General features: G+C 52.9%; 8 protein-coding genes. 4 read left to right on the top strand and 4 right to left on the bottom strand.

Going from position 1 to position 17,191, the window contains the following annotated elements; genetic code table 11:
- Window positions 1-609 precede the first annotated feature (609 nt).
- Entirely contained in the window at window positions 610-1,560 is a 951-nt protein-coding gene (locus KJS47_RS01730; RefSeq protein WP_213522245.1) for a phosphodiester glycosidase family protein, read from the top strand.
- Between the two features lie 494 nt (window positions 1,561-2,054).
- Here the strand turns inward: KJS47_RS01730 and KJS47_RS01725 are convergent, their stop codons facing one another.
- The 4 genes from KJS47_RS01725 to KJS47_RS01710 are packed head-to-tail and all read right to left on the bottom strand — an operon-like array spanning window position 2,055 to window position 5,834.
- Window positions 2,055-2,777: a glycerophosphodiester phosphodiesterase gene (locus KJS47_RS01725; RefSeq protein WP_213522243.1), complete on the bottom strand. Its 723-nt coding sequence runs from the start codon at window positions 2,775-2,777 to the stop codon at window positions 2,055-2,057.
- A 14-nt stretch (window positions 2,778-2,791) separates the two neighbouring features.
- Window positions 2,792-4,075, bottom strand: a complete 1,284-nt coding sequence (locus KJS47_RS01720; protein WP_213522241.1) for an ABC transporter substrate-binding protein — start codon at window positions 4,073-4,075, stop codon at window positions 2,792-2,794.
- A gap of 29 nt (window positions 4,076-4,104) precedes the next feature.
- Complete coding sequence (locus KJS47_RS01715) at window positions 4,105-4,971, bottom strand: carbohydrate ABC transporter permease (protein ID WP_213522240.1); 867 nt, start codon at window positions 4,969-4,971, stop codon at window positions 4,105-4,107.
- 20 nt (window positions 4,972-4,991) lie between these two features.
- Window positions 4,992-5,834 (bottom strand): carbohydrate ABC transporter permease, encoded by an 843-nt coding sequence (locus KJS47_RS01710; protein ID WP_213522239.1) that lies wholly within the window; start codon window positions 5,832-5,834, stop codon window positions 4,992-4,994.
- A gap of 324 nt (window positions 5,835-6,158) precedes the next feature.
- Between KJS47_RS01710 and KJS47_RS01705 the strand changes: the two genes are divergently transcribed.
- The 3 genes from KJS47_RS01705 (at window position 6,159) to KJS47_RS01695 (ending at window position 17,142) form a co-directional block, all read left to right on the top strand.
- Window positions 6,159-7,982: an assimilatory sulfite reductase (NADPH) flavoprotein subunit gene (locus tag KJS47_RS01705; protein ID WP_213522238.1), complete on the top strand. Its 1,824-nt coding sequence runs from the start codon at window positions 6,159-6,161 to the stop codon at window positions 7,980-7,982.
- A gap of 38 nt (window positions 7,983-8,020) precedes the next feature.
- On the top strand, window positions 8,021-9,748 hold the full coding sequence (cysI, locus tag KJS47_RS01700) for an assimilatory sulfite reductase (NADPH) hemoprotein subunit (protein ID WP_213522237.1): 1,728 nt from the start codon (window positions 8,021-8,023) through the stop codon (window positions 9,746-9,748).
- 446 nt (window positions 9,749-10,194) lie between these two features.
- Window positions 10,195-17,142, top strand: coding sequence for an Ig-like domain-containing protein (locus KJS47_RS01695; protein ID WP_213522236.1), 6,948 nt, complete (start codon window positions 10,195-10,197; stop codon window positions 17,140-17,142).
- The last annotated feature ends 49 nt before the right edge of the window (window positions 17,143-17,191 follow it).

Below are 17,191 nucleotides of genomic sequence, written 5' to 3'. Positions count from 1 at the left end.
GTAAATCAAGCCATTATGAAAGGAAAAAGGTGGTCATCTGAAGTGAACCCCTCTAATACGTTTTCTTGCGGGGATCCATGTGAAGATGAGTATTGGATTAATGTTTTGTTAAAAAGGAAACGACTCCCTTTTCTTCCATGTGCTTCATGATATACTGGGATAGTCGGAAAACGCTTGCATAATTCCTCTACAATTCGAGGCCAACGACGGAGTGAATATCCTATGTAATATTTAACGAACCTATTGGCCGCTGATTAAGGGGATTGAATATGCGTTTGCCGCGACGAAAAGAAAAGTCGGGGAGTGTGAACGATTGTGGATCATTTTGGAAAGCGTTTACCTTTGTTGGGAAAAAAGCTTCTTCTATTTGCATCTGTCCTTGCACTAGGCTCTTCTCTTCCTTATCCGGCATTCGCGGAAGCATTGCACGCTGAGACACAGCCATCTCATCTGGTTGTCCCGGGTGTTAATCATTCGGTTGTTCATCAGACTGATGGAACTACGAACCAAAGTATTCATATCGTCCGGCTGCAGCCGAACAACCCATTCGTCAAGTTGGAGATCCATTCACCCGATGGAAAGGTGAAAGCCAAAGCAGCAGCCTCCGCCATGGCACAGCAGCATAACTCGGACGGCCATAGAGTCGTTGGAGCCGTGAATCTGGATTTCTTCGCTGCGACGGGAGTGCCCACCGGCCTGCAAATCACGAACGGCGAGATTCGGACGGCTCCGAACCTAGGGCGGACGTTCTTCGCTGTGAAGAAGGATGGGACGGTCCAAATAGGGGGAGAGGTGTCCATAAACTCTTACATACGGACGGACAACGGAGAGTCCCTGCAAGTATACGCAGTTAACAAGCTGCGTGAACAGCGTCACACGAACCACGCCTTCCTGTATACGGAACGATTCGACGAGTCAACCGGCGCTGTCGGTGAAGGAGTGGAAGTGTTGATTACGCCTGATGATCCTTCGGCTATCCTGAAACCGGGAGAGCCGGTACGAGGCATGGTGGAAGCCGTCTACTCAACTACTGACAACCCGATTCCCGCCGGTAAGTTCGTCCTATCCGCCAGCGGAAGCAAGGCAAGCTGGATCACTAGCCATCTGAAGGTTGGAACGTCCGTCACGTTCGGCGTCGATCTCGATAACGGGCTGAATGATGCCCAGTATGCTGTAGCCGGCTGGTCGGGGTTGGCCAAAGTGCTGCTGCACAACGGGGAAGTCTCCAGCCAGGTGGACGATTCCACTGTAAACAATGTGGTCGTTCCGAATCCCCGAACCTTCCTGGCCACGAAGAACGGCCAACTGTACGTGGTTACATTTGATGGCCGCCAGCCTGGTTACGCCGACGGCGTCACGCTGAGAGAAGGAGCGGAATATCTGCAATCCCTCGGCATGGAGGAAGCAATCAACATGGACGGGGGAGGATCGACTACTCTGCTGCTGAAAGAGCCGGGGGACGAGGAGCTCTCGCTTGCTAACTTGCCTTCCGATGGCAAGGAACGGGCCATCGGCAATGCCTTGTTGATCGTATCTACTCATCCGCATTTTGGCCGTTAAAGAAGAGTCCGGCCCCACAATCTTCCTTTACGAGGAGAGATGCCTCTACACCGGCATACTTAATTAAAGGAAAAATACTAAGGAAAGACGCTTGCTCGCGAGCGTCTTTCTCTGTTTCTCAACTGGCGAAAAATAACGATGATCTGCAAGTCATCTTGCAGTCTCGTTCTAGCATCCTTATCACACATAGCAGCATGAATTCAGTAAAGCACAACTCGGCTTCTACTGATAAATCCAGCACTTGCTGGGCAAGCGGACAGGTTAGTTGCATGATCTATAATGCTTATTACAGCTGATTCTGAAACGAGTCGTCACGACCGAGCGAGGCGATTTCGTTCAGATCATAGGACACAACAAACCCAGTTCCGGGAGGGGACTGGGTTTGTTGTGTTTTATATAAGGACCGAGAGAGCTTGGTGCAGCGCAAGACGGGAAACATTCCGTACAGGTTGGGGAATGAAGTGTTCACGACGAGACGGGCAACATGGCCTCCGTTATTTCTTAATGTATGAGGTCTGAAGGGCCTTCGTTAATTTGTCGGGGAAATTAATGGTCATCCCATCTACCTCACAATCTAGTGCATGTCGCATCAGCTCCGGCGTGAAGGCTCCCCAGGCTCGGACTTCCAGACCATGAGCTTTGGCCAAGCGCACATCATCAGGCTCCAGTAGTTCGGTGGCGGGACAAATTTGCTGCGCTCCGATGTCCTTTAGCTTACCAATTGCTTCCTTATCGATCTTTCGAATCAAATGACCGATTCGAATGGAGGCGTCCAATGTCCGAACCGCCTCCAAATTCGCGTACCAGAAGGAAGTGATGGTTACCTGCTTTCGGACACCGAATCGTTCGATCAGTTCGAGAACCGGATTTTCGATGCCCATGTCTTTCAGTTCCAGCGCGAATAGCAGCGGCTTTCTGCCGAACAAGTAGAGAAACTGCTCGAACGTGATCAGTCTCTCACCAGTATATGCCGGGGAGAACCAAGAACCGGCGTCCAGCCCCTGAAGCTCTTTCCAAGTATACTCGGAGGGAAGTCCCTGCCCGTTCGTTGTGCGGTTCAGCTCATTGTCGTGAAAAAGGATGATGACGCCGTCCTTACTCGTCTTTAAATCAGTCTCGATGCCGTTCGCGCCTTGTTCAATGCCTTTGTAAAATGCGGAGAGCGTATTCTCCGGCGCATATTCCGAAGCACCGCGATGGGCTAAATTCATAAACATATGGACTAGTCTCCCTACTTGTAGGTTTTCATGAAGGTCTCGACGTCTGCCTGCAGCTTATCGAGTACTTTCTGCGGATCCGCATTGGCGTCACCCTCGACGATTTCCAGCGCGTTAACGATCCCGTTCCAAATCAGGGAGTCAGCCGGATGAATACCTTGCCCGCGAAGGTATTCGTTTTGTTCCATAATTGTCTTGAACAGCGGATCATCCTGCATCTTCTTCTGGAACGCCTCCGTCTCGAACGCCGATTTCTTGATGGGTGCATACCCGGAACCCATGCTCGTCTTGGCCGCATTATCGGTTTCGGTCAAGAACTGAACAAACGTCCAAGACGCCTTCTCCATAGCCGCATCCGATTTGAAAATCCCGAGGCTGTTGCCCCCGATTGGCACATTCCGTTCCTTGACCTCCGGTAAGAATGTGATGCCTATCTTGAACTTATCACCGATTGTCTTTTGTGTACTGGCCAGAGAAGCACCGGATTTGAAGATCATTGCCACCTTGCCGGCAGCGAAATCTTCTTCTGCGGTCTTGTGCTGATTAGGCGCCATCGCTTTGGATACATGGACGAGGTCCTGGAAAGATTTCAGCGTCTCGACTGCTTCTTTACTGTTCACGGTGACTTTGCCGTCTTTGTCGATGATCGTTCCGCCGCGATTCCAGGTCATCGGTTGAAAGTACCAGGGAGAATCGGCAGCCGTATTGAACCCCCAAACATCGATTTTGCCATCGCCATTCGTATCCTTCATGAGCGCCTTCGCGGCGGAAACCAGCTCGTCCCAAGTGCTTGGCGCCTTCAGACCGGCCTGCTCGAACATCGTTTGATTGTAATAAAGCACCGGCGTGCTGCTGTTGAACGGAATCGTCCACAACTTGTTTTTATAGCGGAACCGATCCCAGAAATATGGATACACATCGTCCTTTTCTTTGTCCGTCATAAACTGCTCGATCGGAACCAGCCGGCCGCTATCGGCCATCTGCGGGATCCCGTGGCGCTGCCCAAGCTGGACGACGTTGGGCAAGCTGTTCGAGACGACGGCTGCCATGACCTTCTGTGCCATTTCATCGTAGCCGCCCATGTATTCGGCTTTAATCTTGATGTTCGGGTATTTTTCCTCGAATGCTTTGACATCTTCAGCCAGCAGATCTTTATTGGTCGACCAGAAGGTTAGCGTTACAGGCTGCTCGGCTGCCGGTGTCGAAGCGGCAGCGGGATTGTCTCCCTTTGTGCCAGAGGAACAGGCGGTGAGGCCAATCAAACTGAGCATCGCAACGGATAACAATGCTTTTTTCACAGAATATCCTCCATTCGCTAGTTGAGTATTTATTTCACCGATGCGTGCATGACGCCTCGTACGAAATAGTTCTGGGTAAAAAGGAAGAATGCCATCACCGGTAAAATGATGAAGGTCGAGGCGGCCATCAAGTGCGGCCACTCGATGCCTTTTTCTTGATCGATCATATAACGAAGCCCGACCTGTACGGTGCGCATGTCCTGACTGTTCGTAATGAGAAGCGGCCACAAATAGCTGTTCCACGCATGCAGGAAGGCGAACAGACTGAGTGTTGCGATAACGGTGCCGGAGATTGGAACGATCACCTGCAACAACGTTCGGTAATAGCCACAGCCGTCTATCCGGGCGGCATCGATCAGATCGCGGGGGATCGTTAAGAAAAATTGGCGAAGCAGGAAAATGCCGAAAACGCTGGTGACGCTTGGTACGATTAGACCGGCATAGCTGTTTATCCATCCGAGCTCTTTTATGACCAGGTAGGATGGAATCATCGTTGATTCGAAAGGAACAATCGTGGAAGCGATGACGAGCAAAAAAGTGAATCGTTTCCCTCGAAAAGGCACCCACGAGAGCGCGTAAGCCGCCATCGAGCAGGTTACGATCTGTCCGGCGACGACGCCGACCGACATCAGTAAGCTGTTGAGAAAGAATCGGTTGAACGGGGCCATATGCCAAGCTTGTATATAGTGCTCCCAGTGCCAAACAGCGGGCAGTGAGAGGAAGCGGCCGTTGAAAATCTCCTCGCTTGCTTTTACCGAGGCGAGGACCATCCATAGGAACGGCGTGATCATGATTAATGATCCGGCGAGCAGGACGCAATGACGCAGCCAGACCGTGAACGGCAGCTTGATCGATCTTCGCGCAACCGGTACCGACTGTTCTAATGAGATGTCCATAGGGGATTACAGCCTCCTCCTTATTGGTAATGAACTTTGCGGCCTATGACGAACATCTGAATGAGCACCAGCAACAGAACGAGGATGAAAATAACCATGGCCAACGCGGAGGCATAGCCCATCTGAAACAATTCGAATGCGTAGTGGTAGAGTTGGACCACGACGAGCTCCGTACTCTTGGCCGGGCCGCCCTTGGTCATGACATTGACCTGGGTGAACGTCTGGAACTGCTCGATCGTGAGCAAAATTAGCAGCAGGAACAGAGAAGGCGACAGAAGGGGAAAACGCACCTTGAGCGTTGTCTGCCACTCGTTGGCTCCATCGATCTTGGCCGCCTCCAACACGTGAGAATCAATGTTCTGCAAACCCGCCAACAGGATGATAACGTTGTAACCCAGCATCTTCCAGACCGACATGATGGCCAGCGACAGCAGGGAGGTATTGGCATCGTTCAGCCAGCGCAAACCTTTCATGCCCATGCCTTCGAGAATGGCGTTGGCCAGCCCATGGTCGGGATGAAAGATAAACATCCAGACAACCGAGATCGCGACGGTGGAGGTGACCATGGGCGCGAAGAACATCGAGCGATAGGCGACGAGCAGTTTTTTAGCGCCGCGGTCGAGCAGGAGAGCGAAGACGAGTGCGATCCCCATCGAAGTCGGTACGGTCATTAAGGCGAACAGGAACGTAATTTTCAACGAATGATAGAAGTCCGGGTCTGCAAAAAGACGGGTGTAATTGTCTCCTCCAACGAAGGTCGGATGCGGTCTCAGCATGTCCCAGGCAAAGAGGCTGAGCACGGCGCTGTAACATACCGGAATGAGCACGAAGATTCCGATAACGAGCAGTGCTGGTGCGAGCAAGCTGTAGCCGGTCAAGGTCGCTTTCCATGATTGTTTCGTATAAATGCTGCTACCTCCTAATCTCGAATGAATTTGTCCAACATCTTGCCTTATTCTTCATACAGTGTACTGAGCGATTATAAAGGCAGTAATAGCTAGCTCTGAATTTTCTGTAAACAGTGATAGTTGTCCTATTCAGGGATAGGTTATCAGTAGAACTAATCCAACTTATAAGATTATTCTAATTGACCTGCTCCAACAGCTGTGGTAGGGTCATGAGAGTGATATAATATCGATGTGAATACTAGGAATTAATTTCATTTATGCTGGGCGAGGTGGATCGTGTTGTCACTCCAAGTCACAAACAGTCCTTTTAATCAAGAACAAGCAGAGCTGCTAAATCGGCTTCTTCCTACGATGACGGAAGCTCAACGGATCTGGTTGAGCGGGTATCTGATGGCGATTCAAAGTACACCTGAACCTTCTGCGCAGGGTGCCGCTCCGACGGTGACGGTGCCTTTGAATGCGGCGGCTGCTTCCAAGGAAGTGACCGTGCTCTACGGATCGCAGACCGGCAACAGTCACGGGTTGGCCAAGAAGGTATCCAACAAGCTGGAAGAGCGAGGGTTTCAGGTCACGCTATTCTCCATGGGTGACTTCAAGCCGAATGGGTTAAAGAAGGTCCAAAACCTGCTTATTGTGGTGAGTACGCATGGGGAAGGCGATCCGCCCGATAACGCCATTCCCTTCTATGAGTTCCTTCACAGCAAGAGGGCGCCTCAACTGAATGGCCTGCGGTTTTCCGTGCTTGCGTTGGGCGATTTGTCCTATGAGTTTTTCTGCAAGACGGGCAAAGATTTCGACAAGCGTTTAGAAGAGCTGGGTGCTGAGCGGCTTTCTTCGCGTGTCGACTGTGATGTGGATTTTGACGAGCCTGCCGCGGAGTGGATGAATGATGTCTTAAGCTCCCTCAGCCAGGCGTCGGCCGCTCCGGCCATTGGCACTCAAACCGGCGCGGTGGTTGCCGGCGGGACGGAAGCGGGATATGACAGAACGAATCCATTCCAGGCCACGGTTCTCGAAAATTTGAATCTCAACGGCCGCGGCTCGGATCGAGAAACCCGCCACATCGAACTAAGCCTTGAGGGATCGAATCTTCAGTATGAACCGGGTGACAGCCTGGGCATCTATCCGGAGAACCATCCCCGCCTTGTCGACGAATTGATCGAAACGATGGGCTGGAAAGCGGAAGAGCCCGTTCCCGTTAATAAAAATGGCGAAAAGCGGCCGCTGCGGGAGGCGCTGTTGCGCCATTTTGAGATCACCGTGCTGACGAAGCCGTTATTGGAGCAAGCGGCTAAGCTTCATTCGGGCAGCGGGCTCCAGGAGCTTATGGAGCATGGACGCGAACAAGACCTACGGGATTATCTCCATGGGCGGGATCTATTGGATTTGGTTCAGGATTATTCCTTCGATGGTGTTCCGGCGCGCGAATTCGTGTCGATCCTACGAAAGATACCGTCCCGCCTGTACTCGATCGCTAGCAGCTCAAAAGCTTTTCCGGATGAGGCGCATCTTACGGTGCGCGCTGTCCGTTATGAAGCTCACGGTCGAGATAGATATGGCGTCGCTTCCCTACAGCTCGCGGAACGCGTACAGCCCGGCGATACGCTGCCGATCTACATTCAGCATAATCCGAATTTCAAGCTTCCCGCGACCCCGGATACGCCGATCATCATGATTGGGCCGGGTACTGGCGTCGCGCCTTTCCGGGCATTTCTGAGCGAGAGGGAAGAGACAGGAGCCCAGGGGAAGACTTGGCTGTTCTTCGGCGACCAGCACTTTGCCACAGATTTCCTTTATCAGATTGAATGGAAGCGCTGGCTCAAGGACGGCGTGCTGACGCGCATGGATGTCGCGTTTTCACGCGATAGCGCGAAGAAAGTTTACGTCCAGCATCGGATGCTAGAAAAGAGCCGGGAGCTTTACCAATGGCTGCTGGAAGGAGCTTGTGTCTATGTCTGCGGCGACGAGAAAAAGATGGCCCATGATGTTCATGCAGCTCTGGCTGGGATCCTCGAACTAGAAGGCCGTATGAGCCCTGAGGAAGCTGCAGACTATTTGATCCGTATGCAGCAGCAGAAACGTTATCAGCGGGATGTTTACTAAGTCGGAGTCCCAAAGATTGCGAGAGGAGTAGGACCGATATGTCGGACAATAATTTACTTTCACCGAACAGTGCGCCGCACAGCGATGTAGAGGATATCAAGCGCAGGAGCAATTATTTGCGGGGGGGCCTTGCAGAGACTCTTAAAGACCCGATCACGGGCTCTATACCCGAAGATGATAATCGGTTGATGAAATTCCATGGCAGCTATATGCAGGACGACCGGGATTTGCGCAACGAGCGGAATAAGCAGAAGCTGGAACCAGCTTATCAATTCATGCTTCGCGTGCGTGCGGCCGGCGGAGTCGTCACGCCACCGCAGTGGTTGATGATGGACCGTATCGCGCAGCAATATGCCAACGGCACGATCCGTCTCACGACCCGTCAATCGTTCCAGCTGCATGGCGTTATCAAGTGGAACTTGAAACAGACCATCCAGGAAGTGAACGAAGCGCTGTTAAGCACACTGGCCGCATGCGGCGACGTCAACCGCAACGTGATGTGTAACCCGAATCCGGACCAGTCGGAAGTTCATGCCGAGGTGTACGAGTGGGCTGCCAGAGTGAGCAATCACCTGGATCCCCGAACGAGAGCTTATCACGAAATCTGGCTGGACGGCGAAAAAGTGCTGGACAGTCTGGAGAGTGATGCGGCAGAACAGGAGCCGATCTATGGGCCTGTCTATTTGCCGCGTAAGTTTAAAATCGGCATCGCCGTCCCCCCTTCCAATGATGTGGACGTATTTGCCCAGGACCTGGGTTTCATCGCAATTATCGAAGAAGGCCGCCTGAAGGGCTTTAACGTTACGGTGGGAGGCGGGATGGGTATGACGCACGGCGATCCGAAAACGTACCCCCAGGTCGCCCAAGTGATCGGATTTTGCACGCCGGAGCAGATCATAGACGTAGCGGAGAAGACTGTCACGATCCAGCGGGATTACGGAGACCGTTCCGTCCGGAAGCATGCTCGGTTTAAGTACACGATCGACGACCGCGGCATCGATTGGTTTATCAACGAGCTGAGCGAGCGTTTGGGATGGAAGCTTGAGGAAGCGCGTTCCTACCATTTTGATCATAACGGGGATCGCTATGGTTGGGTAAAGGGCAGCAATGGGAAATGGCACTTTACTCTTTTTATCCAAAACGGTCGGATCAGAGACGAGGATCACTACCTCCTCATGACGGGTCTCCGTGAAATCGCCAAGGTGCATACGGGGGATTTCCGGCTCACTCCTAACCAGAATCTGATCATCGGCAGCGTGAACAGCCAGAATAAGAAAGAGATAGAGGAATTGATCAATGAATACGGTCTCACGGACGGGATCCATCATACCGCTTTGCGCAGAAATTCGATGGCCTGCGTAGCTTTGCCTACCTGCGGCTTGGCGATGGCCGAATCGGAGCGTTACCTGCCCACGCTGTTGGATAAAATCGATCCGATGCTGGTGGAGGCAGGCTTACAGGACGAGGAGATCGTTATTCGCATGACCGGCTGTCCGAACGGATGCGCCCGGCCGATGCTGGCGGAAATCGCGTTCATCGGCAAAGCGCCCGGCAAGTACAACATGTATTTGGGCGGTGGGTTTGCCGGCAACCGGCTGAATAAGCTTTACAAAGAAAACATAGGAGAAGAAGAAATTCTGGAGTCGCTCCAGCCAATTCTTTTCCACTATGCAAAAGAACGACAAGATAGCGAACATTTTGGCGATTTTGTCATCCGCGCAGGCTATGTCAAAGAAGTTCGCAACGGACAGGAGTTTCATTCATAAGCTTGTATTCCTGCAATGAACATTGAATAATCGATCAACAACCGGCCCTTAGGGGACGGTTGTTTACGCTTCAACGGGTCGTCCGGCACCTCCCTGATCAGCCGGAACGCCTTGCTCGTTCTGGAACGAAGATAACCTGAGTTCCTGTTACCTGCATCCTATGTCTGGGGAAAAACAGCTGAATAAAAGCGATCAAAGAAAGGGCCATCCTCAAAAGGATGGCCCTAAAACTTGCCGTTAACAGGTCGTTGCGGTGAACCGTATCCCAAATGATAGTAAGTGAAGGAGAAAAGTCAAAAGTTTGGAGTGGAATGTCATATTGTTGGAGCCCGCCGGGGGGAAAACGTAAATTATAATGAAAAAGCCTCTTAGAAAGCGCTTTCTTTCAAATAAATGGAAAGCGCTTTCTCTCATGAGGCAATACTAATCATTGGGGGAGGAGCAAATTGAGCAAGAACTTACGGCAGGTATTCGCATTCATCCTAATCACGGCGCTCATATGCAGCACAATTCCGAATGGCAAAGCTTATGCTTTGGAGAAAAGCGAGGAGCCAGGATTAATGGCTTGGTACAAGCTGGATGCGCCTTATGAAGGGAGCGGCAAGACTGTGGCAGAGGACTCTTCCGGCAATGGCCATCATTCTATCAGTGCGACCGGCACTTGGGTCGAGGATGGCGTATACGGCGGGGCCCTGTCGTTTAACGGTGTTTCTGATCTCATTCAGCTGAATTTGGGGTCGACTCCGGCAGGATCGTACCTGAAAGACGCCTTCACTGAGCATTCCGCTTCGTTATGGTTTAAAGCAAACGACACGCAAAAGCTGCAAGTGTTGATTGAACGCGGAGGCAATGCGTCGGGGATGGCGATTCAATTGAATGCAAACAAGCTGGAGGCCGCTGTAGTAAGCGGTGAGCGGAAAACCTTGTCTGTCGATTTCACGGACACCGCTTCTTGGCACCATACGATGGTTACCTTCGACAATGGAACGTTCACGCTTTACTTGGATGGAAAGGTCGCCGCAACGACCACTACGTCGTTTAAAAAGGTGAATACCGCGCTGAACGAAGCTGCCATCGGCGCAAAATACGCAGTCTATGCATTCGGTGGAGATGACAAGACTGGCGCTTGGTTCAATGGGATGATCGATAATGTGCGTTTGTACGACAGAGCGGTTACGCCTTCGATCGAAGTGAACGGAGTAAGCTTGAACAAGGCGCAGTTGACCACGACGGTCGGCGAATCGGTCTATCTTACGGCTGCTCTGGAGCCATCGTTCGCCACGAATCGCAATGTTACTTGGACTTCCAGCGATGAATCAGTCGTGACGCTTGCTGTTTACGGTACATCACTAGCTGCTATCGTAGGCAAACAAGCGGGCAGCGCGACTATCACCGTGACAACGGAGGATGGACACTATACGGCTACCAGCGAAGTAACCGTCCTTCCGAAGCGGATCTCCATGCCCTTTGATGGATTGGACGCCTGGTACAAGCTGGATGCGCCATTCCGTAATAACGGCAAGCAAGTTGCAGAGGATTCCACTGGGAATGGTTATCATTCGGTCAATGCTATCGGAGCTTGGCTGCCGGATGGTGGAGTTGATGGAGGTGCTTTTTCCTTCGATGGATCGGCAAGCATGATTCAACTCAATACGAATACGATGCCCTTCTTGAGGGATGAGTTTTCCGCATTCACAGCTTCGATGTGGTTCAAGCCGAAGGATTTGAACACCAGACAGGTATTGTTCGAGCGCGGAGGCAATGGAGCAGGATTGGCCATCCAATTGAATGGAGGGAACCTCGAAGCTGCCGTTGTGAATAACAAACCTACAGTCGACCGAGTCATCCTTTCTTCAGAGCTGACCGGAGCGGGCGAATGGCATCACGTTGCTGCTTCTTTCGGGAACAAAACCTTCAAGCTCTTCCTTGATGGACAATTGGTGAAAGAGTCAGGAACGTCTTTCGACAAAGTCTCCGCAGCGGCTAACGAAGGGGCGCTCGGTGCCAGATTCGCCGTTGACGCTTTCGACGGATCGGGGACAGGGGCCAATTTCAACGGGGTTATCGATGACGTTCGCTTGTACAATGCTGCCGTTGAGCCTATCGTGGGTGCAGTCCATCCTCAAAGCGTCACCCTGGATCGGGCGGCGGTCACACTTGGGACGGGCCTTTCGCAGGAGCTAGCTGCAACGGTTTTCCCGCAGCATGCGACGAATCAGAATGTGATCTGGTCCTCCAGCGATGAATCCATTGCGAAGGTTACGTCGAATGGCGGCCTGAAGGCTTCCGTGCAAGGGAGAGCGGAAGGAACGGCAACGATCACCGTGACTACGGTCGATGGAGGACATTCGGCGACGAGCACCGTGACCGTTGAGAATATTCCGGTTGCTGGGGTAAGCCTTGCACCTGAGGAAGTGGAAATCTTGGTGGGAACGACGCAGGTATTGACGCCGACGGTTACACCGGCGAATGCATCGAATCAGAAGGTAAGCTGGTCCTCAGACGATTCCTCTATTGCATCGGTCGACGAAACGGGTGTCGTCAAGGCGCTTCAACCGGGAACAGCAACAATTACCGTAACGACAGCAGACGGAGGTTATACGGCTTCTGCAGTAGTGATCGCCAAGGGGATACCGGTCCGTGAGATTTCTCTGAATCATCCGAAAGTAACGTTAGCGGTGGATCGGACGCATCTGTTGTCAACTGCGATCCTGCCTAAGAACGCATCGAATCTTAACGTAATCTGGTCGTCTTCCGATCCTTCCGTGGCAACCGTTGATGCGAACGGCAGAGTGAAGGGCGTGGCACCGGGCAACGCGATCATTACAGCTACTACTGAGGATGGAGGCTTGGCGGCGACTAGCGAAGTTACGGTCCATCCATTCGCTCTCAACCCAGTAGATAATCTGTTCCGTGTTGATTCGGGGCCGGATCTAGGCAAGAAGGCGACTCTCTACGACGGAACGATCGAGAAGTACAACGGTTACTATTATGCGATGGGAACCGGTACATTGGGCAATGTGTATCGCTCGAAGGATATGATTCATTGGGAAAGCCCCTACAGGTTAATATCGAACGATCCGAGCAAGGCTCCCCCGGTTGTGAACCCGGCGGATTACAACGAATTAGGGGCTTCCGATTTGCTCTTTCATAACGGAGTGATGTTCTACACCTTCAATGGCACCACGTTGCTTTACGGAGACCCGAGCAAGATGAACACGGAGCCTGATTTCCGTAACAGCTTATGGGAAAAGAAGTTTGACGATGGGATCGATCCGCAGCTGTTCGTCGCGCACAACGGAGATTTGGTCTTCCAGCGCAAGGTCAATCCGGATGAGCCGGATCCAAATACCGGGGCGGCAAAACCAGGGCGCGCCGGCGCGTGGGTCTGGAACGTGCAATCGTTCTTCAACGAGAAGGGCAACCCGGGCCGCAGCAAGGCGATCGAGACGTTGACTACACAGAAGGGCCACTGGGCCAATATCAACTTCTTCAATTTCGAAGGGGCGGAGCTGTACTACCATAACGGCCAGTATTACATGCTGTATGTCGGCAATCAGATGTTCCCCGAAACTGGTCTTTATGAAACCGGCGTGGCGCAAGCCGACAGCTACGATGAATTTACGAACGATTCCAAATACCCGGGCAAGCTGCTGGCGCGCACTATTGAGGGCTTCCTGCTGAAGTACAAAGTAATCCTTCCAACAGCCGAGCATGGCAGCCAGCCGTATCAATATACCTTCACGGCGCCTCAGCCGGGCTGGAACAAGATTGGCTCCGGTACGAATGGCTGGGTGTCTGGAGAGGGCGGCTTCGGCTGGCCGGATGAGAACCGAACGCTAATTCCGAGCATCTACAATGACGGAAAAAAGGCGGGATCCGAGATTTGGTCCCATCCGAACGGTCCGGCTTCCATGTGGGCGAAGCGCTCGTTCCATCTGGATACCGTGCCGGAGACAACGGTGCTGCGCTATCGTTTACAAGGCAACGGAAAGCTGTATGTGAACGGCAAGGAGTTGTTCGCATTCGACGGACAGCAGCGAGCCTACAAGATGGCCGAGGTTCCCGCCGATCTGCTGCAGACCGGGGAGAACGTGATCGCCGTAGAGATCAGCAAAAACACCAGCGCTCCATTGAATTTCTACCATCTGGATTTCGGTCTGTACGATACGGACGGTCATCCGGTGGAACCGGACATTGTTGGACCGTCGCAACCGAATGTGATTAAGGGGCCGAACGGGTTCGAGACTTGGGTCACCTATAAGGCATTCTGGAACAGCAACGAAGGGCAAGGGAAGGATCGCGTCTACTTCTGGGATCAGGAGATGGTCGTCGATGGACCAACGTCCTATGATTCCGAGGGCCTCCATCCGGATGCCTGGACACCGACGTTCCAGGACCGGTTCGATTCGGAAGCCAGCTTGCAGCATTACGATATTCCGAAGACTGGCGTATCGATCGACAACGGGGCGCTGACCTTTCACGCATCTAGCGATTCGAAGCGGGTGCTGCTGAAAGGGTACGAAGCGGAAAACGTGTTTATCGAGGCCAATCTTCGATTCGATCACAAAGATTTTGGGGATGAGGGGCAGGCCGGTATTGTCGTATGGCATCAGGATGAGAACAACTATGCGAATGTGTTGATTGACCGTGATGACCGGAAGCTGGTCGTCCAGTCCCGCATCGACGGTGTTGCTGGAAGCTCGGTCACAGATTTGCCGTCTACGTTCGCGTTCCTGCACGATGACCCACGTGCTGCGGACTTCGAGGAGCAATATCATACGCTCAGGGTGTATAAGAACGGTCCGAAATTGTTTGCCGAATTGGATCACTATACCCTTAACGACGATCGGCCGGTATTCGAGCATGAAGCGATAGCTGCTCCGGGGAGAATCGGCTTGATCAGCAACAAGGCAAAGGTTCGGATGGATAACGTAACCGTCACGACCGGTTGGAGCGAATACGGTACATATATCAGCGGTTGGGATGAAGCATGGACGGTTTCCGAGAAGGGCTTGCAGTCCCCTGCGGCCGGGGAAGCGCTCACGGTCAAGGGCGATCGGATGCTTGAACATGAATTCTCGGTGAATGTGAATACAGGAACCTTGCCGGGCAATGGCAAAGCGGGTGTCATTCTCGAGTACATCGACGACCGCAACTACGTGACGGCAAGTACGAATTATGCTACGAACGAATTCGAGCTGCGCAAGGTCGTGGATGGCCGGGAGGAGATCATGGAAGTCGCTCCCACAGCGAGAGATACGATCTACGGGCACAGCAACTACGCAGAGAACGGCCAGCGCGAGTATGTGTATGATCTGCGTGCGGAAGCGGAAATATCATCGGCCAAGATTCTCTGGTCCCATGGTCCATTCCCGTACATGAACAAGAACTTTGAGCTGCCTCAATCGAATTCGGCAGAGTTCAAGTTCGACAGCTGGATGAATGGCTGGAACTCGGTACCCTTCGCGTACCAAGACAAGGGTAGAGGAGATTACCATATCGCTGACTTTACAGACCCAGTAAAAACCAGTCAACTTCGACTCAGCGTGCCTTCCGATTCGAATCGCCCCTTCTCCTTCGCCCTTCGTGAAGAGATCAGCGCGCAAAACTTCTATAAGGTGGTCCGATCGAACGGCAAACTCTATGTATGGGTGAACAACAAGCTGATCTTTGACGCAGAGGATCCTTTCGAGAACACGCCCGCACAGACAGGTCTATACACGGATGGCATCCAGGCGACCTACAACGCCTTTACCGGCTTCGATGTGTCGGGACAACTTCTACGTCTTCCTGCGGGCGAGGATTCTCTGGCCGTGCATGCAGAGGTGGCCGGCCAAGCCGGAAGCAATGGATGGTATGTTTCGGATGCAGCCGTCACATTGCGGCCAGTTGGCGAGAGCTTGGATCGTGTCAAGGTGTTCTATAGTTTGGATGCCGGGGATACATGGAACGAGTACAGCAATCCGATCATGATTTCCAAGGAGGGGCACAGCGAGCTTCGGTATTACGCCGACAATGGGGCCGGGATTACAACGGATACGGCAATCCTGACTCTCAGCATTGATACAACTGCGCCGGTCATCACGTTGAACGGACCGTCCGACGTAACGGTGCCATTCGGGGCGACTTACCGTGACCAAGGGGCGTCGGCAACCGATAATATAGGCCCTGTAAGTGAGGTGACGGTGACCGGCCACGTCAACACCAAAGCGGCCGGCATCTATACGCTGCGCTATCATGTTACAGACCAGGCGGGAAATGCCGCTGTAGAGGCGGTACGCAAAGTGACGGTGAAGAAGGAAACTTCGAACACGGACCAGAACGAGGGTGAGAACGAGGATGAGGACCAATCAGATGGAACTCCATCCGATCAAGGTGACCAATCGGAAGGAACTCACGGTGGAGGGAGTGCCGCACCGGCCCCTGGGAGCAAAGAACAGAAAGCGGATGTGAACCCGGAAGAAAGCAAGCAGCTGGAGTTGCAAGGCGGAATGAAGCTTGCTATTCCTGCAGGAGCCTTGCCGTCGAAGGGGACGATTCGGATTGCGGTCGTCGAACCGAATCGGATTCCTGCGAATGGCGATCTCCGTGCGGTTAGCCAGATGTTCGAACTATCCAGTACGACGGGCAGCCGGTTTTTGAAGCCGCTCGAGCTTTCCTTCAGCTACGACGCCAAGCAAGTAAAGCCGGGCAGCCAACCGGCTGTGTACTATTATCACGAAAGTCAGAAGCGCTGGATCTTCATCGGCGGCACCGTAGCCCAAGACGGAACGATCCGGGTGAATGTCGATCACACCGCGAAGTTCGCTGTCTTCTCCCACGAGCCTACCGAGATGACAGATATGGGGAATCATTGGTCATCCAGCTATGTTCGCCGCCTCGCGGGAATGAAGGTCATGGCCGGATATCCGGATGGGAGCATCCGTCCGGATACAACCGTAACGAGGTCCGAATTCGCTAAAATGCTGGCTTCGGCCTTGGGGATCGAAGCAGCCTCAGGCAGCACGGGCTTTTCGGATGATGCGGATATCCCGTCTTGGGCGAAGCCGCACATCGCGGCCGCTGTGCAAGCGGGCTTAATTCAAGGGTACGAGGAAGCTGGCACGACTCGCTTCAATGGCGAGCTCACCGTGACCCGGGCGGAAGCAGCTGTGATGACGGCGAGGGCTCTGCAGATTTACGGAACCGGTACCGCCGGTTCGGCGAGCAAAGCACTGAGCCTGACTGACGCTTCGGACATTCCGTCCTGGGCGAAACCATCGATCGAACATGCCCTATCTGCGGGCATCCTGAATGGCTACGAGGATGGCGCTTTCCGCGCGGGCCAAACAACGACGAGAGGCGAAGCAGCCGCTATGATTTACAACTTGCTGGCCTCGTTGGGAATCTAGTTTCATGCACGCATAAGAGACCATCTCCATTAGGAGATGGTCTTTAATT

Source organism: Paenibacillus sp. J31TS4, assembly GCF_018403265.1.
Taxonomy (GTDB): Bacteria; Bacillota; Bacilli; order Paenibacillales; family NBRC-103111; genus J31TS4.
Note: the sequence above shows the minus strand (reverse complement) of the source record. Positions and strands in the feature narration are given on the sequence as shown.